This window comes from uncultured Paraglaciecola sp., from assembly GCF_913020055.1.
Classification (GTDB): domain Bacteria; phylum Pseudomonadota; class Gammaproteobacteria; order Enterobacterales; family Alteromonadaceae; genus Paraglaciecola.
The window spans coordinates 1-24,383 of record NZ_CAJWCF010000055.1 but is presented as its reverse complement, the minus strand read 5'-3'; the positions used below and the strand labels follow the sequence as shown (position 1 = coordinate 24,383).

Genomic DNA, 24,383 nt, shown 5'->3' with positions numbered 1-24,383 from the left:
ATATCGTTAAGTTATAAATTAGTTTCTAGTTAATACTGATGGTTTGACTGGTCGCTTGAAGATTCGACAAGTCTGAAATAATGAATTGTTCGCCGACCGCTGCGCCTGACAATATTTGAATAAATTGTCCGGCTTGCACGCCAAAACGTATGTCTTGAGAGGTCGCTTTTTCCTGACTTATTAGTCGATAAAGTGAAACATTAGTATTCGACTTAGCCCCCGCTGGGCGTTTGATATAGCTCACATTTTTTAATGTGTCGGCAACAATAACGCCATCCACACTTAGTTGTGGTCTGGCACTTGCGGGTAACGAGGCGGGCAATGCGATTTCGACTTCTACTGTATTGTTATCAACTATCGGATCGATTCGACTGACCACACCTTCAATTTTGTCACGACGAGTATCGATAATGGCTACTTTACCAATGGCGATTAACTGGGCTTGGCTTTGTGGTACTCGGATAAGTGCAATTAGGTCTGTTACGCTGCCGATTAACGCAACTTCTTGCCCTGCAGCTAGGCTTTGGCCAAGCTCTACAGATAAACGTTGTAATACCCCGTCAAAACCAGCTCTAACCGTCAATTTATCCAATCTTGATTCGGCGATATTCAGGCGGCCTTGTTGCTGCTTCACGCGTTCAAGTTGGATATTAACCGACTCATCATGCACCAATTTAAGCTGATCGATCCGCTGCTTTAAAATAGCGATACGTTGTTTAAGTTGTCTTTCATCCAAGGCTGACTGCTGAAATGTCAGTTGTGACACTATGCCTTGTTTAACCAATTTTTCTTCTGCGACACGTTTTAGTGCGGCCGTATCAAAACGTGCGGTTATTTCAGCTAAATTTGCAGATTCGTTAAGGATTTCTCGTTGATTATTTAGTTTTAATTGGCGTAAATTAGCCCGCACCTGAATTAACTCTTGCTCAGCATTTTCGACTTGTAACACTAATTCTGGATTTTCCAAACGAACAATCACACTGTTAGCACTGACTTGGGCACCTGGCTTGAGCACAATTTCTTTCACAGTAGCAGGCGAAAACGAAGTGATCAGTTGCTGTTTATCTGAAGTGAGCGTGCCATAACCTTCGATAATGACCTCTAAGTCTCCTTGTTGAACGGACTCAATTAACAAGTTTTCCCTATCAACATACACCGCACCATTATTGCTAATTGCGAAAAATATCAGCACAACAATCAGTCCAATCAAACCTAACAGCAAGTTACCTTTAGTGGGCTTGAAAGAAGTGGCCTTTTTGGTTTTCGCTACATCCATTTTATTCTCCAGCTCGATTATATTCGGCATTAATAACCTAGCTATTACAAGAGTCGTGCCAAACTAATAAACACATTGTTTACAAGCAGTTAAGTTAAATAAGATGAGTGAAAAATACAGATTGGTCCGATATCGAAATATTCAGGTAACAAATTGAGTTAAGAGGAGAGTGGCGACGTTAAAGGTAACATGATGAATACAGTCACCCCTTTTACTGACTTTGAATTATTTTTAATCTCTATTGAACCACCATGCTGTTCAATGATATTTCGACAGAAAGTTAAACCTATGCCCTGCCCTTGCTGTTTAGTGGTAAATAGCGGTACAAACAAATTATCTGTGTTGGCAAAGCCATGACCGTCATCGATGATTTTAATCAACGATTGTTGCGCTTTTTCAGTTATTTCTATTTTGACTTGAGAGGCTTGTGCTTCAAAGGCGTTTTTTAATAGATTAATAAACACTTGTTCTATAAAGGTAGGATCTGCCCAAAAATTCTGTGGCTTACTCACAAAAATGAGTTTGTTTTGCGAAAACAAACCTTCAAGACGCTCAACAAAGGTTGCGACATTGATTGCTTGTATATCCAAATTTAAAGTCTGAGACAAAGAAGAGTAACGATTCACAAAATCTTGTAGATGATGGCAACGCTCAGAAATAACGGCTAGCGCTTGTTTATCTCTAGGCGAATCCGATTTACTGCCAAGACTTTCAGCCAAGGAAGACACTGGCGTTAAGGAGTTTCGAATTTCGTAGCCCATCACCCGAATAATTTGTTGCCAAGCGTTAAGTTGACTGGCGCGAATAGCAGAGTCAATATTAGTAAATACAAGTAACTGATGTCGTTCGCCGCTATCTATAAACTCACTTTGACTGACATGCCACTGTTGTTCTTTACTAGGTAAACTCCAGCCTTTATCGGTATAAACCAAGCCAAGGAGTCTGGGTGAGGCAAGTCGATACATTTGCCAAGGTTGGCCAAATAAAGTCGAAAATGCGGCGTTAGCGTAAGATAGTTTTTGCTTTTGATTAAACACCAACATGGGCGTATCGAGTTGATCTATTAGTTGATACAACAACAAGGCATGTTGATCATATTGAGATTTATGAGTCTGCATTTTTTCGCTAAGAATTGTCAGCTCGTTGTGAAAATTAGCCGTTACGCCCTCTTTGAATTCAGACTTGGCGTATTGATTATAATCTTCGACTTTTACCGCTTCGATATGTAAAAGAGCGCGATCAAAAGATGCCAGCACTTTATGTTTAAAGCGCATAATAGCGACCAACAAAAACAAGCTGAGTACAACCAAACTCAAACCAATATTCCACGCCTGCCAATCTGCGGCAATTAAAATCCAGAATACGCAAAGTAAAAATAGACAAGCAAAAAAGCCTAAAAAAGAAAAAATATAAGCGCTTAAACTGTTACTTTTGAAGATCGACATATTTCTCTAATCTTCGATAAAGTGACGACTTAGTTAATCCTAATAACTTGGCTGCTTTTGGCACATGTTGATCAACCTGATTAAGCGCCTGGGTGATAAGTTGTTTTTCAGCGTTTTCTAAAGTCATCATGGGTAAACCGATACTCGATGAAATAGCGTGATTGCTAAGCCTAATATTGAGGTCTGTAACAGACAAGATGTCATCCCGACAAAGTAATACCGCTCTCTCCATAAGATGACTCAATTCACGAATATTGCCAGGCCAGTGATAGTCTTGTAGCGCACTTGTAGCTTCGGTACTCAATTCTACTGTTGGTGTAGCGTATTTTTTACAGTACATCGTAATAAAATATTCAGCCAAAGGCACGATATCCAAAGTACGCTCTTTTAGAGAGGGCACTCTAAACTCGATAGTGTTGATCCGATAAAACAGATCTTCACGAAACAATTCTTTTTCAATCAACTGTTTAAAATTACCGTTGGTCGCACTAATCAAACGTATAGAGGTAAATTGGGTTTGGCTAGAGCCTAACACCTCATACTCGCCGGTTTCTAATACCCGTAATAATTTTGCCTGCTGTGACAAAGGGATATTAGCAATCTCATCCAAAAACAAGGTGCCATGTTTGGCCAGTTCAAAACGCCCAATACGACTCGATTTTGCATCGGTGAAAGCGCCTTTAGTGTGACCAAACATTTCGCTTTCAAATAGAGATTCGGATATTGCGCCCATATTTACGGCAATAAAAGGCCCACTACTTGCCTGCGATTGTGCATGTATATAACTGGCTAATTGGCTTTTACCTGTTCCGTTATCACCGGTAAGTAATATCGCTACGTTAGCGCTGGCCACGCTATCAATTTGTTGCATGAGCTGGTGCATACATGGCGAACGCCAATGAAACTCACCTTTTTCAATCTCGCTGTTATCTAATCGTTGCTGAAGTTTTTGATTTTGTTTTTTAAGACCACTGACCTTGATTTGTTGAGCGACCACTTGTAATAAACGTTGATTCTTTCAAGGTTTTTCAAGAAAGTCCCCTGCCCCCAATTGCATGGCTTTAACCGCTAGCTCAACATTAGACCAAGCAGTCATGGCGATTGCAGGTATACCCAAATCAGCTTTGTTTAACCAAGCTAACAATTCCAAACCTTCTTCGCCTGATGTGGTATCGCGAGAATAATTCATATCCATCAACACTAAATCAATCTGATGTTGTTTGATTAATTCTTTTGCCATAGTCGGACTCTCAGCTTCAGTCACTTGATACTGATTATCTTCAAGTACAAATCGCGCACTGATACGTACATCGGGTCTGTCGTCCACTACTAACACATGACGTTTACTGGTACCTGCTAAGGGCATCTATCAACCTTTTATCTAAACGTTAGGGCATTCTGCACAAATCATACAAGATGTGCATCGATAAACATAAGGTTATACCCATACCACCTAATCATGCACGTTTCAGGTCGACTTGGGTGCTTCAATTCTGGGCAATTTCTCCTTGCATTGCTCTACATCCTGCATCCCTACAGTCGAAGGCCAAGTCATCAATTACTGAATGTCGACCACCTTCTATATTGGCACCAATACAATAATCATATTTAAATATCTAACCGTCACTAGAACGAATGACAAAAAGAGGTAATCGTTTACTTAAAAATAATAATTTTGAACGGTTCATTGAGTGAAAATCACACCCAAATAAATTTAATTGATAGTCAGGATATTACAAACTATCAACAATCTAAATGTAATGAACTCGTTACTTTTATGTTAAAAATGATGTCATAGTGATTTAGATGATTTTCTAATCAATCATAAATAAATAATGAACCACTAATAAGTTTGTACGTTATTAATTTTTAAACCAATAATGAGAATAATCCAATGCTAAAAACAAGACCTGATGGTGAAGTGCAACCTGGCATAAAATGGGGCCCATTTACCATGCGGATCCCTCTGATTCATTTGCGTTTTTCATTATCTGATATGTTACAAGGACTAGCAGTCGCTGGCGCCACTGGCATGGCCTTAGTGCCTTATTTTATGGCCTTATTAGGACTGAATTTTGAAGAAGCGGTAACTATGGCGATGTTTCATAGTGTGCTTATTTCTTTTTCTTGGATGTTTTTTGGAGATCCCTATGCACCAGGGTGGTTAACACCAGCGATCCCCTTTGTAGTTGCATTTATTACCGCGCCTGCTTATTTAGGCGATCACGCTTCACAGTTCCAAGCGATGACAGCACTATCATTAAATTTTGCATTTATTTTGATTGTATTGGGGGTCACTGGGCTAGGCGCTAAGTTAATTACAATTGTGCCAAATGTGTTTAAAGGCGGCATTATACTGGGTGCTGCAGTTGCTGCTTTTTTGCGCGTTACTAAAGACGGTGATGCTGCGAATGTGTTTCAGTCAGCTCCCATAGCTGGAACCTTAGGAGTGGCAATTTGTTTGATCTTTGCCTTTTCAAAACCTCTACAAGCGCTGGCTATAAATAAAAAGTGGCTGGCGACAATTCTTGGATTTGGTTTATTACCAGGATTTGTTATAGCGGGCAGTGTTGGATATTTTACTGGAGAGTTTCAATACAATATTCGCTGGGAATTTCTGGATGTAGCAGCATCGACTGCTTCCCTTTGGGAAAAAGCTTCGCCCTTCGCTATCGGTTGGCCGCCAATTGAGACCTTTATTGCGTCTTTCCCGTTGGCATTAATAACCTATATTTTGTTCTTTGGTGATGTCGTGACTGGCAATGAAATGATAGAACATGCACAAACTAGTCGCACAGATGAAAAACTCGAATTAGATAGTAGCCGAGCACATATGGCCACTGGTATTAGAAATATTTTAATGGCTATTATTGCGCCTTTCTTTGCCACTCAAGGAGTGTTGTGGACTGGTATTCAAGTTATTCTACTTAAACGTTGGGCACAAGGACGCGACAAGGTAAATTCTATTTACGACAGCATTGGTAGTTTTTATGCGTTTGGCTTACCCTTTTTGTTTTTAGCACTGCCGCTAGTCACCTTGTTGGAACCCTTATTACCACTGGCGTTAGCGGTTACTCTTGTACTTACTGCGTTTGCTTGTGCTACATTAGCATTATCACTAGTGCAAGACGCTACAGAGCGCGGTGCGATGGTCATTACGGCAATGGCATTCAGTGTCTTTGAACCTTGGATAGGTTTGTTGGTGGGCCTTATTGTTATTGCAGGTTTATGCGGATTTCAGGTCTTTATGCCCAAAAAAGACAGCTGATCTCGAATGGATAGTTGGGCGTAGGTTAACCCAGTCACTAAAAACGTTTGTCAACAACCTGAAGGAAACGCGATGGATCACCTCAGCGGCTTAGATGCGGCCTTTTTACACTTAGAATCTCCCGAAACCCCGATGCATGTTGGTGGTCTAAGTATAATGGAGCTGCCTCCTGAATACTCAGGAGATTTTATGGATGATGTGCGCCACCATATCCAAAACCGCATGCACATGGCGCCTATCTTTCAGCGCAAGCTTATCAATATGCCATTTGATATCGCCAACCCTATTTGGGTAATGGACGAGGCTATCGATATTGATTACCACATACGTCATGTCATCGTGCCTCCTCCTGCAACTCGAGCGACCGTTGATAAATTGGTAGCGCGATTACATTCAAGCTTACTAGACCGAAGTCGACCTTTGTGGGAGATGCACATACTCGACGGTTTACCTGTGCCCTCAGACCTACCTAAAGGTACCCGCTACGTCGGACTTTATTCAAAAATGCATCACGCTGCGCTTGATGGTATGGGCGGACAAGTCTTAATGGAAGCCATTATGGATGTAACAGCTGTGCCGCGAGCAGCGAATAAACTCAAACGCCGCAGAGACTCCGACAGAGGCGACAACTACGGCATTGCCGAACTCACAGCCTCAGGTGTAATGCACAACGTCAGCCAAACCATAAAACTGGCTAAAAATTTACCAAAGTTATCGCTTAAAGCCTTTGATATTCTCAAACCAACAAAAACCACAGAAGGTAGCGATGACCAACGGATGAATTGGCTTGCGCCTAAGACACCGCTGAACACCACTATCACTAATCAACGCAGCTTTGCGCGTTTTTCGATTCCTTATGCCGACAGTAAAAAAATGGCTAAACTTAATAATGTCAGCCTTAATGATGTTGTTATGGCAATCTCGGGCGAAGGTATGCTGCGCTATTTCGAGGATGAGGGGTTTCGCCCCGAAGATTCCCTATTGGCTGCTATTCCAGTCAGCGTTCGTCCAGAAGGCAATACCGAGTTGAGCAACCAAGTGTCCATTGCTCGGATGAGTCTTGCGACAACGATTAAAGACCCTTTGGAGCGGCTTCAGGCCATCAATGCGTCTTCCACTCATACCAAAACACTGTTATCCGATGTTAAAGCCATCATGCCTACCGACTTCCCCTCAATCGGTGCGCCATGGTTGATGAGTAGTCTTGCCTCTACACTGACAAGAACCAGAGTCGCAAACTCTATGCCGCCCTTTGCCAACGTTTTGATCTCCAATGTGCCGGGTCCTAACATTACACTCTATTTTGCGGGCGCCAAACAAATCAGTACCTATCCAGTTTCAATTCCCTATCACGGAATGGGGCTGAATATTACTTTACAGAGTTATAACGGTTGGCTGGACTTTGGATTAATTTCCTGTCAAAAACTGATGCCTGACATACATGAACTGGCACAGCATATGAAAGATGCACACAAAGAACTACTAGAACTCAGTTTGAGCGCCCATGGTGAAACTACAGATTAATTAGCCTGGTCAAAAAACGTTAGTTGATGTTTAGATGCGTAATCTTCAAGAGCCGTTTGTAGTTTTCCAAGATGAGCAGATTTAGCAGAAATAGCATAGTAGGTTCGAACATCTAAAAGAGGCAAAACGGACACGCCATCCTCAATATCTAGGTTGTTTTCTTTGATATGGTATTCAACGGGGGAACGATATGAAATTAAATGACTACTACGTTTTTTGAGAAACAATTGAATAGCTGATGTACTGGTGGGTAAGTCAAAAAAATCATACCCATCGCCCATTAATTTATCTCTAAAACCGTGGTAACCAAAACCGCGGATAGCAGCGACATTTTTTATCTCTATAGAGTTTTTGTGGGTGTACAGTGCAAGGTATAAAGTGTTGAAGGGAGTTTCAACAAAAATAATATCTTTTGGCAAAGCTTTAGTACTTTTAATGTTGATTATAAAATCAACTTCAGCATTTTTTAATAGCCTATATATCCGAATAGGCGGAGCACAAACAACATCAACATTGATGGCATGTTCGGCTAGTATTTTTTTAGTGGCAGTAACAAAGCCGCCCACACACTCATTGGTTAATTCATCAATGAGTGAGTGAGGAGGAAAGACAGGTATTCCCAAGGTAACATTTTCTCTGGCACTAATTGACGTACTCAAAACTATGAATAAAAACATTACGATTTTCACGTTAAAAGCACTTTTCTTGGAAACAGTTCATACCTCAAGTTAACAATATGAAGCTAAAGATCCAAATCTATGTTTAAACAGTGGTTTTCTACTTACAAAGAATAAAGTGTGTAAGACCTTTACTAAGCGTTTTGTGAATAAATAGTAAACTATTAGCAAACAATAAACTTAGCTACGAAAACAAGCGCGGGGCTGGGATAAGAGGTTCAGGTCATGATACTAAGACAAGGACATTTCTGATTTTAACAACTCAGATAAACACTCATAATGTTCATCAATTAATTTCATCTTTTCTTCAATTCCAATGATGTTTAGCTCCTGTGCGGATTCTTCCAGGAATTGAAAATCCATTTGTAGACTTGCTGCCCCAATCCCTCCTGCCGATCCATTCAAGTTATGGCTTATGGTGCGTATTAACTCAAAATCTTTTGCGTGAGTCGCCTTGTGAAGATTTAAGATTTTTTCTGGGACAGTTTCAAGAAACAAAACACATATTTTAACCAACAGCTCATGATTATTAGAAAGCCGCAGAAGAGCGTTACTTTTATCCCAAACCATGATTTTTGCTGCTTTATTCTCAACCGCTTTACTCAAATCATTAGTGACTTTTAAATTTGGGGTATACACAGATTTAATCCAATTTGATAATTTGCTAACAAGGTTTTCAGCCTAAATGGGTTTTGTAATCTTGCTCTTTTTTCCCATTCATGACTTTTGCCTTAAGAAATCATTTTTACCTGCAAATAAACCTCACCCAGCGCGCAAATACTGCCAGCATTACGCCCGACTCTAATTAATTCCATATCGGTTTGATCTGCACTGACAATGCTGATTGGCTCATATTCACTGTTTCATGTTAAAACAATAGACCTTGACTAGAACTTAAGCAACTAGAGTAGTGAGCCAATCAAAAATGCTAGATTACTACGTTAGTTGCCAACTTGAGCAGCTACTAAGCATTGAGTTCTGCAACATAATTGACTGTTTTATAAATTATTGTTCTGTAAAGAGCCTAATGCTATGTTAGTCAATATAATTACCCTATATATTTACTACATCGCTTTTTTGCAGTGGGTACTTATATTAGAAGGATTTTGTAATTATAGAATTGTAGATGCTTAAAAGCTTTGTAAAGTATTGAAGGTTTTTCAAAGCTAAATATACAGACAATTCTATTCACGATCTAAAAAGGAGTATTTGGTGTTTTCTAATAATCAATCAGAAAATTCAACTGTGCTCATTGTTGACGACGATCCCGCTATTTTGCTTATTTTAGAAGAAAGTCTAAAGTCTATCGCAGACGTCATTTGTGCCGAAAACGGTGAACAAGCACTACTAAAAGCGATAGAGCATCGTCCAGCCGTTGTTTTATTAGATATCGAAATGCCGAATATGGATGGCTTTGAGGTGTGCCGCAGACTAAAAAGCAATCCTCTCACAGCTCATTCTTCTGTGATTTTTGTCACCTCACATAACGAAAGTAAATTTGAATCCCAATCCTTGGAAGTCGGTGGAATAGATTTTATTCAGAAGCCGGTAGACATGAATATTTGTCGTCTGAGGGTTAAAAATCACCTGCTGATAAAGCACCAAGAATCACTATTGAAATCGGCTCAGCAGGATTTGCACACACTGGTTTCTATAGTTCCCGTGCATATATCCTATTGGTCGAAGGATCTTATAAATCTGTTTAACAATGACTTTTCTGGAAAATGGTTTGGCAATTCGTCAGAGCAGAGTATCGGTCGAGGCGCAGAAGACATTTTGCCTAGAGAGATATACTTATTACTTCTTCGTTATATACATCACCCCGAGACCGATCATGTTTTCGACGCTATATTAAAACAAAACCTAAACGGTATTGAGTATGTACAAGTTCATATCAATGTAAACAAAGACGAATCTGGTGTCACAGGTGTGATTTTGACCCTGTCTGATATGACCTACATTAAGTTAGCTAAAAAATCTTTGATTACCGAAAAAGAACGTTTACGCGTCATCCTCAATTCTATAGGTGATGAAGTGATAGCAACAGATGAAAAAGGTTGCGTTACCTTTATGAACCCTATTGCTGAACGTATGACTGGGTGGATATTACTCGAAGCAGAAGGCCAACCTATAGAAGATGTCATGGATTTGTGTGACGCCACAACAAAACGCAAAAGCCCAAACCCCATTCAAATTGCATTAAGAGAACAGAGAGTTGTTGCCATGACTCTTAACTGTGAACTTACTAGCCGAGATGGCCGAGCACGAAGAATAGAAGATTCTGCAGTGCCGATTAAAGATGATGATGGTATTATTATAGGCGGCATTATTGTATTCCATGATGTCAGTGAATCCGTCGCAATGGCGGTAAAAATGAGTCATTTGGCCAACCACGACCAACTTACCGATTTACCCAACCGTATTTTATTACATGACAGAGTATCTCAAGCCTGCAAAAGCTCATTCGCATCTTCCACAAAAGTCGCTTTGTTGCTGGTTGATATCGACCACTTTAAATACATCAATGATTCAATGGGTCACCACATAGGTGATTTAATCATTAAACAAGTCGCCTTGAGACTTGAGTCAATGGTAGAACCTAATACAACATTAGCCAGGATTGGCGGGGACGAGTTTGTCATTTTGTTATCACATGTCACATCTTCAAGTTTTATTGACTCACTGGCATCTAATATCGTACATACCATCAATCAACCATTCATAATTGCCGGTAACGAATACGCATTAACAGTAAGTCTGGGGATCAGCGTTAATCCGACTGACTCCCACAGCGCCGAAGAAATGATGACACATGCCGATACGGCTATGTACAAAGCCAAAGAGCAAGGCCGAAACCAATTTTGTTATTTCTCTGATGATTTAGAACTACAACTACGTCAACGTCAAAGCATTGAAAAACTGTTGCGTAGCTCTATTGAAAAAGACACTGTCGAAGTCTTCTACCAACCCAAACTGGAACTCACCTCTCAAAAACTGGTTGGCGCTGAAGCACTTGTGCGCTTACGTGATGAGCTTGGCAAAGTGGTGTCGCCATTAGATTTTATTGCTTTGGCAGAAGAAACAGGTTTGATCCATGCTATGGGCCACTGTGTACTTAAACAAAGCTGTTTGGCTGCAAAAAAATGGTGTGATATGGGCTTTCCACTGAAAGTAGCAGTTAACATTTCAGCCAAACAATTTTCTGATCCGCAATTTTGCCAAAGTGTTGCTCGAATAATTCAAGACACTGGTTTACCCAGTCACCTCCTTGAGTTGGAAGTCACAGAGAGTGCTCTTATGTACGACTTTGAGGAAACAAAAAAAATCCTCACCCAGTTATCAGCACTCGGTTTGTCCATTGCTATTGATGATTTTGGAACGGGCTACTCTAGTTTGTCCTATCTCAAATCATTCCCTGTCGATGTTTTAAAAATAGACCAATCGTTTGTAAGGGATATGATCAACGATAACCAGAGCCAAGATATTGTAAGGGCAATTGTTTATCTTGCACATTCGCTAAAGCTAAAGTTAGTTGGAGAAGGCATAGAAACTCAAGAACATTTGGACATGCTTATTGAATTAGGCTGCGAAGAAGGACAAGGTTATTTGTTTGACCGACCTATGCCGAAACAGGATTTCGAGCAATTATTAAGCGCTCACAAAGCGTAAGCGCTTGTTTAATCAGTTATTATTTGATGCGATGTGCAAGGGTTTATTATTCTTGGTGCGCATAACATCTATAACCGCCTGTATTCCTTCTTGGCGAATAATAGACGCAAATTCACTGCGTTTACTCGACAACAAACTGATCCCTTCAGCCACAAGATCATAGGTTTTCCACTCTTGGGTATTTTTGATTCTACGCAACTTAAAACTAATATTAATATCTGGGCGACCCGCTTCTCGAATAATGGCTTTAATCGTCATACTTTTTTGATTCTGTAGGTCATTAACAGGTTCAAATAACAATTCTTGTCCACCATAACCGGCTAACGCCAGCGCGAAATTAGAAATCAGATACTGCTTAAACTCACCCACAAACTCCGGAATTTTGTCTTTTGGAACGGATCTAAATTGGTTACCTAACACTTTGAATGCGGCAAACTTATGGTCAATATAAGGCATTAATTCTTGTTCGATTATGGCACGTAGATGATCTGGATTAGATTTAATGCTTTCTTGATCCAACTCAATTCGCTGAAAAGTGGCCTTAGTCACTTTCTCTAGTGTTACCTGAGGATTATTTAGGGCTGCATAACTAGGGTTTGCGATCGCTGCTGCCAATATCAGTAATAGTGATTGACTGACGTTTCTTATCGTTTTCGAAAATGTTGTATTCATTAGTGCCTGCTCTTTTTTTGATGAGGCAAGTATGGACACCAATTTAATATACATATAATTATATATTTATATATGACACATTTTATTTTGTGATGTATTGATAAATCATGATTAATTGGATGGAAAAGTTATGCGCCCACAAGAACTAAACCTATTAATGGTATTTGATGCCATAATGACTGAGCGTTCAATTACCCGTGCAGCTAATCGACTTTCTATGACACAACCTGCTGTTTCAAACGCAGTCAGCAGAATGCGAGTTGCATGGAAAGATGAATTATTTATTAAAGATGGGCGCAATATACAGCCAACTTTGCATGCACAAAATTTGTGGAATCAAATCCGTGTCCCTCTGATTGCACTTACCGAAGCCGTTGATCCTAAGAGTTTTGACCCTGCCACTGCTAAACGCACATTTCGAGTTGCTGTGGCAGATATTGTAGTGGATATGGCTTGGGCAGAATTACGCTGTGCTATAGAGAAAGAAGCACCGGGGGTCAATATTCATGCAATTCCTTATACCATAGTCAATTCAGATCAAGTGTTGGAAGATGCCGAAGTGGATATGGTGATTGGCAATTCAGGTGTCATTTCAAGTACCTTCAGGGCCGAATATTTGTTTTCACCTATGTATGTTTGCATCATGAACCACGATCATCCATTGGCAAAAGCAGATCTAACTCTCGAAGAGTTTGCCGCGGCGGATCACCTTTTAGTCTCTCTTTCCGGGGATATTACCGGCTATACAGACCAAGTATTGCTGCAACACGGCCTTTCCAGACGAGTTGCTGTCACCGTTAATCATTTTTCCTCAGCGGCCAACTTAATACAACGCAGTAATCTGATAAGTGTCATCCCAATTTCGGCCGTGGCCAAAGAGATTATTGCCGGGGACATTTCAGCCACCAAACCTCCATTAGAACTAATGCCACAACAAGTATCAGCCATTTGGCACAAACGCCAAGACAGAGACCAAGGATTAATTTGGTTACGGGAACATTTCAAACACATTATCAGCAAAAACGTAGAACTTGAAACAACTCAAGTTATGAATAGTTTGTGTAAAGATAATCCTTCAATGTGTGATAAAAGTTAGGCTCAAACTGATGGGTTAGGACGCGCCTTTGCTGGCACTCTCAACAGCTCACTTAAGACTGGAGCCCTATGCAGGTGTTGATATTTAGCACTGCTTTTGTTTACGCTGCAAAAACAAACTACAGCCATTTTTCTCACCTTTTACTTGATATGATTTACGCGTTAATCTTTAACCAATTAAAAATATAAAATAGAGATTGTTTTGCAAAATTTTCAAAACAAAGTCGTGATTATTACTGGTGCTTCAGCTGGCGTTGGCGCTGAGACAGCGAGAGCATTTGCTAAGCAAGGGGCCAAATTAGTACTAATCGCCCGAGGACAACAAGCACTAACCGCTATCTCAAATGAGCTAGATAAAGTGACTGAAGTATTGGGTTTTTCTGCAGACGTTTGCGATACCTCTCGTTATGCAGCAATACTCAAAGAAGCGGAAGCGCATTTTGGCGCGATCCATATTTTGGTAAACAATGCCGGTTATCACAAACGCGGGGATGTTGAACAAAACAAACCTTCTGATTTAGCAAAAATGGTCGAAGTTAACCTAAGTGCTCCCATCACTTTATCTGCGTTAACCTTACCCTATATTCAAAAACACAAGACTGGAGCCATTGTTAACGTCGGTTCTTTAGCTGGCAGAACACCACTGCAAGGCGCCGCAACTTACGCAGCCACAAAAGCCGGTTTACGGGCTTTTACCTACTCATTTGCAGATGAAATCAGCGACCCCAACATTCATATCGGTGTTGTTTCGCCTGGACCCATTGATACCGGTTTTATAATGTCTGAAATTGATGAGGTAGAAGATATCGTATTTTCTCAGCCTATGAGTTCGGCCCAGCAAGTGGCACAAGCAATACTTGACGTTGCGGCAGGTAAATCGGTTGAAATTTCACTGCCTAAAAGCGGAGGTCGTTTAACCATGCTCTCGTATTTGTTCCCTTGGTTAAGGCGAAAACTGCGTCCTGCACTGTATAAAAAAGGTAAAAAAGCGAAAGAGAATTACAGGCAACGAGAGATTAAAAAGTCGATTTAGTATTACTTAAAACCAGTAGACTGACTCGAACTTATCTGCAAACTCACAAGACTTCATTTTTCCCATATATATAATATTGATAAAACCTTGCTCTCAATTTAAATGAACTATAGTTGGAATTGGCTTGATGTCTTTTGGCGTACCCATTGCCGAAGTTTTTGCTTAACGTTCTACTTACTTTGAGGTGTTGAAAAATGACAATACAACAAAAGTTTTTCTATTCTGTTGCATCAACAATACTACTTTTTGCGATTATCTTAGCGTCTCTAAGTGGTGTTGAAAGAGCCGAGGGTACGCGAGATAGTGTTCACGACCAAATGTCTAAACAACAATCCCATATAATTGATGTATTACAAACAACTGACGCATTAATGGCAGAACGAGTACAAAATAGCATGCGTTTGTTAATGAAAATGGGAGCGGAATTAGGCTCCCCTAGAATCAATGGTGAAGTGACCGTTAATGACGTTACAGCAAACAATATTTATTTGGGAAATAGAGCGCAAGGTAATGACTTTGAATTAGTTGACGGGCTAACCACTATTATGGACGGTACTGCCACTATTTTTAGTAAAACAGGTTCAGACTATATAAGAATAAGTACCAACGTCATAAAAGAAAATAAAAGGGCCATTGGCACCAAACTAAGCCCCAATGGCAAAGCCATAAAAGCCATCAATCAAGGACAAGCTTATTTTGGTCAAGTTGAGATACTAGGTAACCCTTATTTAACGGGTTACGCGCCAATGACAGATGCTAATGGTGAAACAATTGGCATTTGGTATGTCGGTTATTCAGCTGATATTGCCAGCGTTTTAAAAACAATCGAAAGTAGTCGAATCTTAAATAATGGATTTATTGCTTTAGTAGACGCAAAAAATAATATCAGAGCTCATTCTGACCATATGTCTGACGAGCAAATTACCAAAGCCATTCAAAATCCTGAAGAGTGGGATATTACCCAAGTAGAATTTGAAAAATGGGGTTACAGAGTGGTTTTGGCGGCAGATACAAATGAAGTATCTAACATTGCATTCTCAAGTGTTGTTTGGGCCGTTAGTAAACAACTCCTTGCCGGTTTGGTCATTCTAATTACTGTATTTGTATTGTTGAAAAAGATTGTCGGCCAACCTATTGAGGACTATATCAAGTCGATCAGTGACATTGCCACTGGTAGCAGCGATTTAAGCGTGCGTTTTGATGCAAAGCAGGACGATGAATTCGGTCGAATGGGCAAAGAGCTCAACAAACTCTTCGGTAAGCTACAAAATACCATTCAAGACGTACAACAAACCGCCGACATTCTGATAAACAAGGCACTGGCTTTAAATAAACTGGCTACTAGTACACAAATTTCAGTAGAAAAGTTGACGTCTGAAGTGTCGTTAGTGACAAATTCAGCTTCAGTCTTAGAAGAACAAGCATTGGCCGTAGAAGCAAATACCAACAAAGCTGATTTGGCTGCAACCAGTGCCGACAAAGAAACCAACCTAAGCGTGCAAACCCTTAATAACACAATTTCTGACATTAAAAGCCAAGCAGATAAAACAGAAAGTTCTGTGTTAGTGATTGAAGAATTGGCGCGTTCTAGTGAAGAAATAAGCGGTGTTATGGAAGTCATACGCAATATTGCAGAGCAAACAAACTTACTAGCCCTAAATGCAGCAATAGAAGCAGCAAGAGCGGGTGAACAAGGAAGAGGATTTGCCGTTGTGGCAGATGAAGTCAGGTCCCTGGCGAGTAGAACTCAAAAATCAACTGAAGAAATTAAGATGATGATCGAAAAACTGCAGGCTGGCAGTAAACAGGCTTCAACCGCCATGGCCGCAAATAAAACGTCAGCGTTAGAAACCGTTGAATCGACCTCAAAAACAGGAGAGGTGTTACAACAAGCATTGGTTGCTGTAGATGAAATAGAAATATTAAACAGTGCCACGGCAAGTATGGCGAGTCAGCAAAAAGAAGTCTCTATGGACATCAAACATAAAATTGATGTGGTTAGTCTAATCAGTGTCGAAAACTCTACCAGCGCTAGCAAAATGAAATTAATGTCTGATGAATTATCAGGATTAGCGAATACTATGCGTGACAAACTAGTGAGTTACAATATGAAGCAGTAGTGCTCAAGCTACTTATTTACTATTCAGTTACGGGTGCAGTCGTTTATTTATTCTATAATCTCGTAGACTTTTAAATTGGCCCGGCCCCGCGAATTTCACAGAACTTTGTTAGCCTACAGATTCAATTGACATGGCTTCGATAACTTCTATCTTTAGTACACTGGTAAGCGTAAGAATTTTTAGATAAGGAAATCGAGTCTCGTTTTATCCTTCCTGCTTTGTCTTGTTTTACTTTTCTGCCACCGATTGTAACCAGCTAATTCAAATGCAACTTTACAATGAAACAGGACAAGAACATGCCAAATAAACAACAATACAAGGGCAGGATACTACCTTTGTTGTCAGATGGAATGGGCAGGGAATTATTTGTGTTTAACGCTAAAGATGAATTTTCAGTGGAGGATTTGTCTGACTATATCGGCACATTACTCGGAGAACTTGAAATCCAGCATTATGGAGCAAGCTTGCACTTGCGTTCACTGATGGCCGAACAGACGGATGATAATGAACCCTGGGAAGGGGATGGTGAAGTGGCGTTTTTGCTATATTTTTTGCATTATCCCCCAGTTCAATTAAGGCAAGAAATAGATGCCATTCCGGCGCTGAAACTGGTCTGGGATGCAATGGCCAGTGTCGCAGTAGCCCCTGCGTTTACTCAACAGCAGTTTACTGCCTTAACATCATCATTACCAAATACCTCCAACGTTAAATGCAATAAGTGGGGGGATATATACGGAACGCATAAATATGAACAGCTCGATCCGGGGTGGGCGTGGACACTAAAAAATGATTTATTAAATCATTTACCCAAGTGGCTAGGTAAGGGTTACGGTGTTGCCGATTTTCAAGCTCATGAATGGCGTCAGCCGTTTGCATTACAATCGTCTCACGACAATCAGGTACGAATTGCCATTATTGGTGATTGGGGTTCAGGAAAATATCCTTTGACTGGCTTAGCAAACCAAGATGGTCCTACTTGTGCGGTAATGGATAGCATTGCTCAACTTAGCCCCCCTCCCGATTACATTATTCATTTAGGCGATACCTATTATTCTGGCACCGGCGCACATCGTTCACCGGCAAACGAAGAGGCAGATAATTTAGTCGATATATTGAAGTTATACCCTAACCTGGCTCGCAAGGGGCGCTGTTTTACCCTCAACTCTAATCATGAAATGTACGGCGGGGCTTATGGTTATTATCAGCAGGCATTAACCGATCCGTTATTTTCTTCACAACAAAATTGCAGTTATTTTGCGCTAGAATTTGCTGACTGGATAATTGCAGGGATTGATTCTGCCTATTTTGATCCCTCCGTTTTGTATATGCAAGGTGGACTGGGTGATCATGCAAAAAATCCACAATATCAATTTTTGTCCAAATTAAGTACCCGCGGCAAAAAAGTGATTTTAATGTCGCACCATACCGGCCTGAGTAACGATGGAGACAGCGCATCAAAATATCTGTGGGATGATGTTAACCGTGTTATCACGCCAGATTATTGGTATTGGGGACATATTCACTTAGGCGCGGTTTACAGTCCGAATGCTTATTCTGGCTCAGTGAAAAGTCGATGTATTGGACATAGTGCTATGCCTTTTGCTATTCCACCGGGTATGGCCAACTGCCAGAATACAGTTGCATGGTATTCTGACGCACCACTAGATTCGGCTTCCAACCAGCAAGACCTGTTCTACTCCAGCCCAAGAGCGGCCAATGGTTTTGCGATGCTAACGCTAAGTGAAGATGGTATAAAAGAAGACATCTATCATATCGGCTGTACCACACCGGTTTGGTCAAATTGAGATTCAATGCCTGTCAGCACAATCCTTTTTTGTTTGAGGAATAGTAAATTTATAATCTAGTTCCAAATCGTCAAGGGATTCGAGTCAAAGCCTGCATGGATGCAGGTATCCGACAAGGTATGCTCTAGAACTTATCGGCAGAGCCAAATCAATTCATCAGGAACAGATACGAGTTAAACTCCAGACACAAAAAAACCGACATAAGTCGGTTTATTGTTATTTGCAAAGTGGTACCAGTGGGTTCAGTCAGCCTCTTTAGGAGCACCGCTCCGCCTGACTGAACATCTCGACAAGGACGTCGAGATTGGGTGCGGATCATCAGGGATGTGTAAATGACTACTCAAAAGATTTCCTATCAAACCCCAGAAACAAAAAAACCGACATAAGTCGGTTTATTGTTATTTGCGAAGTGGTACCAGTGGGCGGACTCGAACCGCCACTCCCGAAGAAACCAGATTTTGAATCTAGCGTGTCTACCAATTCCACCACACTGGCTTCGCAAATCCTTGAAGGTTGAATCAACCAATCGTCAAGAGGCGAGCATTATAGCGAGCAGCGCCTGCCTTGCAAGTTTTTTGTGACATTATCATGACTCATTGCTGACTTTTTAATCAGCAATGGCAATAGCGAGCTTTAATATGACATTTAGTCCGAAAACTGCCGGATCATATGGCCTAAGGTTTCTTTAGCGTCGCCAAATATCATTCGGCAGTTAGGTTTGAAAAACAATGGGTTGTCGATGCCAGCAAAACCAGAGGCCATACCACGTTTAAGCACAAACACGTTTTTCGCCAGATCTGCATTAATCACTGGCATACCATATATCGGACTGCCCTTCATTTCCCGAGCTGCTGGGTTCACAACATCGTTGGCACCAATGACCATAGCCACGTCAAAGTTTTGAATACGTTTATTGATTTCGTCCATTTCAAAAAGTTGCTCATACGACACGTCGGCTTCGGCTAACAACACGTTCATGTGCCCAGGCATTCTTCCCGCTACTGGGTGAATTGCATAGGCTACTTCAGCGCCGTTTTCTTCTAACAGTTGTTGTAGCTCTTTCATGGCATGTTGCGCTTGGGCCACTGCCATGCCGTAACCCGGGATGACCACCACAGATTGCGCTGCTTCGAGCACATAGTATGCGTCTTCAGCTGATAGTGGTTTCACTTCCCCTTCTATCACCATGTCGTTATTGGTCACTGGCATAAATCCACTGAACAACACATTACTTAACGAACGATTCATGGCTTTACACATGATATTAGTCAGGATAATACCGCTTGCACCAACGAGTGAGCCGGCTACTATCAAGATGTTGTTGTGTAGAGCAAAACCGGCGGCACAAGCGGCAAGTCCTGAGTATGAATTTAGCAGTGAAATAACCACTGGCATGTCTGCGCCGCCAATGGGTAATACCAGCATGATCCCAAATAACAAAGCTAAAGCCATAGCTGTATACAACACCACATTGAAGTCGATGCTCACGCCAGCTAGCATTGTGGGTTGTGCGACAAAAAGGTATGCAGTAAAAATAATCACTAACACCAGCAAGCTATTAAAAACTGCCTGCCCTGCGAAAGTGACTGAGCGACCAGTAATATGTTCACTGAGTTTTGCCCACGCAATCAGGCTGCCAGAAAAGGTCACTGCGCCAATTAACAAAGCTAAAAATGTAACTAGCATAGTAAATGCGGTAAATTCACTGTTAGTTTCAACTGTCGCCCAAGCAACAAATAAACTGGCAAGACCGCCGATACCGTTCAGTAAGGACACCATTTCAGGCATAGCAGTCATCGCAATCATCCTAGCGGCAAGCACACCCAGTATGCTGCCTGCTAACATAGCAATGGCTATCATTTGAAAACTAACAATGTTGTTGTCGAACATTGTGACAACAATCGCAATTAGCATCGCAATTGAGGAAAGTAAGTTACCTTTTCGAGCTGACGACGGATGACCCAGTAGCTTCAAACCAAAAATGAATAAAGCGGCAGCGAGAACATAACTAAAGTTGATCACAAGATCGGTTGTGGTAGTTTCTATCATCATATTTCTCTACTGCTTTTTCTTAAACATGGCGAGCATTCGGTCAGTAACCAAATACCCTCCCACGACGTTTATCGTCGCTAAAAAGACCGCGAAGGCACCAAGATAAGTGGAATATTCCCCCATGTTGTCACTTCCGGCCAAGGCCAACGCCCCCACAACGGTAATACCAGAAATGGCATTTGCGCCTGACATTAAAGGTGTATGTAGGGTTGCTGGTACTTTTTGGATAAGTTCAAAGCCAACAAAAATCGACAATAATAAAATAAATAGTAAATATACGCCGTCCATTAGGCTTCCCCTTTTTCGCTTGTGAGTGAATTATTAGCAGCATAGATAGACTTAAGCATGGCATTCACTACTAATCCTTGATGAGTAATGATGCAGCCAGACTGAACTTCGTCTTCAATATCCAAGTCAAAACGATTCTCTTCTTTGTGCCAAAATTCGCTGATTAAATTAAACAGGTTATTGGCATACATCTGCGTGGCATGTTTGGCGACACCATTCGCCCAATTACCTGTGCCAATAATGGTCACTCCCTTGTGTTTGATAATTTCACCAGAAACTGTGCCCTCTACATTTCCACCATTTTCGGCGGCCATGTCCACTATCACACTACCAGCTTGCATCGACTCAACTGTTTGTTGATCAATCAGCAGTGGTGGTTTACGTCCAAACAACTGGGCAGTGGTGATCACAATGTCAGACTCTGCAATACATTTGGCTTGTTCTCGTTGCTGAATTTGCATTTGTTCTGAGGTCAGAGCCTGAGCATAACCCTGCCCAGTCTCTCCGGTTTCACCTAAATCGATATGTAAGAATTTGGCACCTAGCGATTGCACCTGTTCGGCTACCACTGTGCGGGTATCAAACGCAGTCACACTGGCACCTAAACGCTTTGCAGTAGCAATAGCTTGCAGACCGGCCACACCAGCACCGATAACAAATACCTTGGCGGGTTTCAGCGTGCCAGCTGGTGTCATCATCATAGGTAAAACACTGTCGAGCTGATTGACTGCCTGCATCACCATTACGTAACCCGCCAAACTCGCTTGCGAACTAAGGGCATCCATCTTTTGACAGCGGCTAATACGTGGGATCATTTCCATGCTAATGCTGGTGATATTCTGGTCACACAGACTGCCTACAAATCCCTTTTCATTAAAGGGATCTAAGTAACTAACAATCATTGTGTTGGGTGTTAGGTGGTTTAAGTCATCTGTATTTAGCTTGTGTAAACTCGGTACAATGTCAGCGTTTGCCAAGAGTTCATCACGACTTGCAATAACATCTGCCCCAGCCGCGACATATTCTTCATCACTCACATGGATATGCTTACCGATACCAGCTTGCACTTGTACAGAAGCGCCTAATAATTTGTATGCCTTCACGTTTACTGGCAAAACAGCACAACGTTTTTCCTGTGATTTAAGCTCAGCAGGGAATCCAAGAATAGTCATAGAAACCTCTAAATATTTCGTAGGTGAATAAATATGACTTATTTAAGAATGGAATGAAAATTCATAGTATGAATGTTGAGTATGAAATTTCTGGTACCGCATGTGTGATGAAATGTGCCTTGTTGTTTTTGCAACAAGGCACTTCATTAAGATATTACACTCTACTTTTTAGTTAATATTGAATGCAGACTATCGAACGCGTCAGCTGGAGCAATAGCACCTGGGTGTTGGATCACAATGCCCGCAGCTGATGCAGCAAGGTTTATTGAGGTGGTAACATCCTTACCAGCCAATCTGGCGCCCAGATAAACACCATTAAACGAATCGCCTGCAGAAGTCGTGTCCACCACATTAGTGACTGGCGTAATAGCAACATGTGTAAGCTGACCATGCAACTGACAATAAACACTCTCAGGGCCATTTTTAAGCACCAGTTCTTCAATATCAAAGGGCTGACAAAAGGTTAGGATATCGTCTAGAGATTCGATAGCGTAAAGCTGTTTAAAATCATCAACACCCGGCAACATTATATCGCTAGCAGCGTAAGCCGTAGCAAATTCTGCTTTGGCTTCGTCAGTACTATTCCACAGACGAGGGCGATAATTGGGATCAAAACCAATTTTTACCCCCGCTTGTTTTAATTGCGCCAACATAGCCCAAAAAGCATCTCTGTCCTGCGGTTCTAGTATCGCAATTGAGATACCAGAGAAGAAAAATAAATCAGCCTTACACAGTTCAGCAATAGCCTGTTGATCGACATACTGCATCACTTGTTTGGCGGCTGATGTGTCACGCCAATATAAAAACGAACGTTCCCCGTGCTCATCAGTTTGCACCAAATAAATACCGGGGTTTCTATCACCATGAGCAAATACATGCTGATTGTTAAGATTTTCTGAGCTACATGCCGAGACCATTTGTTGACTAATGGAGTCTTGCCCAACTGCAGTCATAAAAGCGATATCTTGTTGAGCAAAAGTTCGCTTCATGTAGACAGCAGTATTGAAAGTATCGCCAGCAAAAGAATGGTTCATTACGCCGTCTTTTGCTTGGCGAAGTTCAAGCATACATTCACCCATTAATACTATTTTTTGCATCATAAACCTTGGATCTTATTCGCAAGCAATGACTTGCGAACCTATATTGAAATTGTCTTGTTACTTGTTACTTTTTAGTGGCTCTATTTTAGGGCAAAGGAATAAAATGCTCACCATTACAATAGAAGCCAACACGGCCCCAAGAATGAATACATTTTGGTAATTTGCGCCCGCAGTCAAAAATGGAACCATTGCAGTTAACCCTGCAGCTGAAATTTAGCTGCCATACCAGCGAAACCAGATAACGAACCAACGCTGCCTTTACCTAACATATCACTCGGTAATGTTTGAATACTACCAATTGACGTTTGGAAACCAAATAGTATCGCAGCCATAATAAGAACCGCGGTGTTAGCACTACCAGGGTTAGATAGCAGTAACAATGAAGGTAGCATTATTAAACAGCCAAGTACGATAACGGCTTTACGCGTTTTGTTAACGCTCCAGCCAGCTTTAATACGGTTTTGAGATAATAGACCACCAAACCAAGCGCCGAACATAGCACCTACATACGGAACCCAACCAATGATTGCTAAGCCTTTAACGTCCATACTGTAAACTTCTACTAGGTAGGTCGGTATCCAAACAATAAATAGCCACCAAATTGGGTCAATTGCAGCTGTAGCAATAATTACGCCCCAGCTTTCTTTACGGCGTAACATCTCACCGTAGGTTGGTACATACTCAGCTAGTTCTACTTCGCCTGTTTCAGTAGTAACCGCTTTTTGGCCTGATAAAATGTATTCGCGCTCTTCATCTGTTATCCAAGGATGCTTAATTGGTTGAGCTTTAACTAACACTAACCATGGAATTAGCCATAAAAGACCCACTAGACCTATTAAGACAAAAATAATCTTCCAACTAAAGAATAATGCTAAATATGCAATGAGTGGAACTGAAATAATACCACCAATTGCTGCGCCCGAATTAAAGATGCCTTTTGCTAAAGCACGCTCTTTACTTGGAAACCATTCAGCGTTAGCTTTTGCTGCACCAGGCCAGTTACCTGCTTCTGATATACCTAGAAGCGCACGGAAAATACTAAAGGTTAAAATGCCTTGAGCAAATGCATGTAATGCTGTTGCTAAAGACCATACACCAATGGATAAAACAAAACCTAAACGGGTGCCAATCCAATCAAAAATTTTGCCGAATACTGCCTGACCTATCGCATAAGAGAATAAAAATAC

18 protein-coding genes, 1 tRNA gene and 1 pseudogene are annotated in these 24,383 nt (G+C 41.1%); 7 read left to right on the top strand and 13 right to left on the bottom strand.

The window, feature by feature from the left end:
- Positions 1-25: 25 nt before the first annotated feature.
- From QZ488_RS12905 to QZ488_RS21520, 4 genes are all read right to left on the bottom strand, one after another.
- Positions 26-1,306, bottom strand: a complete 1,281-nt coding sequence (locus QZ488_RS12905; RefSeq protein WP_293749303.1) for an HlyD family efflux transporter periplasmic adaptor subunit — start codon at positions 1,304-1,306, stop codon at positions 26-28.
- Between the two features lie 128 nt (positions 1,307-1,434).
- Positions 1,435-2,721, bottom strand: coding sequence for a HAMP domain-containing sensor histidine kinase (locus QZ488_RS12900; RefSeq protein ID WP_293749301.1), 1,287 nt, complete (start codon positions 2,719-2,721; stop codon positions 1,435-1,437).
- Positions 2,702-3,718 (bottom strand): sigma-54 dependent transcriptional regulator, encoded by a 1,017-nt coding sequence (locus QZ488_RS12895; protein WP_366509025.1) that lies wholly within the window; start codon positions 3,716-3,718, stop codon positions 2,702-2,704. The genes QZ488_RS12900 and QZ488_RS12895 overlap by 20 nt, the downstream gene beginning before the upstream one ends.
- A gap of 21 nt (positions 3,719-3,739) precedes the next feature.
- Entirely contained in the window at positions 3,740-4,087 is a 348-nt protein-coding gene (locus QZ488_RS21520; protein ID WP_366509023.1) for a response regulator, read from the bottom strand.
- Between the two features lie 528 nt (positions 4,088-4,615).
- Between QZ488_RS21520 and QZ488_RS12890 the strand changes: the two genes are divergently transcribed.
- Together QZ488_RS12890 and QZ488_RS12885 are read left to right on the top strand one after the other, a co-directional pair.
- Positions 4,616-5,989, top strand: a complete 1,374-nt coding sequence (locus tag QZ488_RS12890; protein ID WP_293749299.1) for a xanthine permease — start codon at positions 4,616-4,618, stop codon at positions 5,987-5,989.
- A 72-nt stretch (positions 5,990-6,061) separates the two neighbouring features.
- Entirely contained in the window at positions 6,062-7,513 is a 1,452-nt protein-coding gene (locus QZ488_RS12885) for a wax ester/triacylglycerol synthase family O-acyltransferase (RefSeq protein ID WP_293749298.1), read from the top strand.
- Here QZ488_RS12885 and QZ488_RS12880 read toward each other — a convergent pair.
- On the bottom strand, positions 7,510-8,190 hold the full coding sequence (locus QZ488_RS12880; RefSeq protein ID WP_293749297.1) for a hypothetical protein: 681 nt from the start codon (positions 8,188-8,190) through the stop codon (positions 7,510-7,512). The genes QZ488_RS12885 and QZ488_RS12880 overlap by 4 nt on opposite strands.
- 231 nt (positions 8,191-8,421) lie before the next feature.
- The gene (locus QZ488_RS12875; protein WP_293749296.1) at positions 8,422-8,829 is read right to left on the bottom strand and encodes an Hpt domain-containing protein; all 408 of its coding nucleotides are present in this window, start codon (positions 8,827-8,829) and stop codon (positions 8,422-8,424) included.
- Between the two features lie 573 nt (positions 8,830-9,402).
- Between QZ488_RS12875 and QZ488_RS12870 the strand changes: the two genes are divergently transcribed.
- Positions 9,403-11,859 carry an EAL domain-containing protein gene (locus QZ488_RS12870; protein WP_293749295.1) on the top strand — a complete coding sequence of 819 codons (2,457 nt, stop codon included), beginning with the start codon at positions 9,403-9,405 and terminating at the stop codon, positions 11,857-11,859.
- 12 nt (positions 11,860-11,871) lie between these two features.
- Here the strand turns inward: QZ488_RS12870 and QZ488_RS12865 are convergent, their stop codons facing one another.
- Positions 11,872-12,531: a phospholipid-binding protein MlaC gene (locus QZ488_RS12865; RefSeq protein WP_293749293.1), complete on the bottom strand. Its 660-nt coding sequence runs from the start codon at positions 12,529-12,531 to the stop codon at positions 11,872-11,874.
- A gap of 130 nt (positions 12,532-12,661) precedes the next feature.
- Here QZ488_RS12865 and QZ488_RS12860 point away from each other — a divergent pair, with 130 nt between their 5' ends.
- The 4 genes from QZ488_RS12860 to QZ488_RS12845 all read left to right on the top strand — a co-directional run bounded on the left by QZ488_RS12860 (position 12,662) and on the right by QZ488_RS12845 (position 18,584).
- Positions 12,662-13,627 carry a LysR family transcriptional regulator gene (locus QZ488_RS12860; protein WP_293749291.1) on the top strand — a complete coding sequence of 322 codons (966 nt, stop codon included), beginning with the start codon at positions 12,662-12,664 and terminating at the stop codon, positions 13,625-13,627.
- A gap of 201 nt (positions 13,628-13,828) precedes the next feature.
- Positions 13,829-14,659 carry an SDR family NAD(P)-dependent oxidoreductase gene (locus QZ488_RS12855; RefSeq protein ID WP_293749289.1) on the top strand — a complete coding sequence of 277 codons (831 nt, stop codon included), beginning with the start codon at positions 13,829-13,831 and terminating at the stop codon, positions 14,657-14,659.
- Positions 14,660-14,853: 194 nt separating this feature from the next.
- Positions 14,854-16,779: a Cache 3/Cache 2 fusion domain-containing protein gene (locus QZ488_RS12850; protein ID WP_293749287.1), complete on the top strand. Its 1,926-nt coding sequence runs from the start codon at positions 14,854-14,856 to the stop codon at positions 16,777-16,779.
- A gap of 296 nt (positions 16,780-17,075) precedes the next feature.
- Positions 17,076-18,584 (top strand): metallophosphoesterase, encoded by a 1,509-nt coding sequence (locus QZ488_RS12845; protein WP_293749285.1) that lies wholly within the window; start codon positions 17,076-17,078, stop codon positions 18,582-18,584.
- A 410-nt stretch (positions 18,585-18,994) separates the two neighbouring features.
- Here QZ488_RS12845 and QZ488_RS12840 read toward each other — a convergent pair.
- The 6 genes and pseudogenes from QZ488_RS12840 to QZ488_RS12815 form a co-directional block, all read right to left on the bottom strand.
- Positions 18,995-19,079: transfer RNA gene (locus QZ488_RS12840), tRNA-Leu, on the bottom strand.
- 150 nt (positions 19,080-19,229) lie between these two features.
- Complete coding sequence (locus QZ488_RS12835; protein WP_293749315.1) at positions 19,230-20,633, bottom strand: NAD(P)(+) transhydrogenase (Re/Si-specific) subunit beta; 1,404 nt, start codon at positions 20,631-20,633, stop codon at positions 19,230-19,232.
- 9 nt (positions 20,634-20,642) lie between these two features.
- Positions 20,643-20,924, bottom strand: coding sequence for an NAD(P) transhydrogenase subunit alpha (locus tag QZ488_RS12830; RefSeq protein ID WP_293749283.1), 282 nt, complete (start codon positions 20,922-20,924; stop codon positions 20,643-20,645).
- Positions 20,924-22,096 carry an NAD(P) transhydrogenase subunit alpha gene (locus QZ488_RS12825; RefSeq protein ID WP_293749281.1) on the bottom strand — a complete coding sequence of 391 codons (1,173 nt, stop codon included), beginning with the start codon at positions 22,094-22,096 and terminating at the stop codon, positions 20,924-20,926. The genes QZ488_RS12830 and QZ488_RS12825 overlap by 1 nt, the downstream gene beginning before the upstream one ends.
- 161 nt (positions 22,097-22,257) lie before the next feature.
- Complete coding sequence (locus QZ488_RS12820; RefSeq protein WP_293749313.1) at positions 22,258-23,193, bottom strand: sugar kinase; 936 nt, start codon at positions 23,191-23,193, stop codon at positions 22,258-22,260.
- A 60-nt stretch (positions 23,194-23,253) separates the two neighbouring features.
- Positions 23,254-24,383 (bottom strand): annotated as a pseudogene (locus QZ488_RS12815) (MFS transporter); the annotation flags it as partial.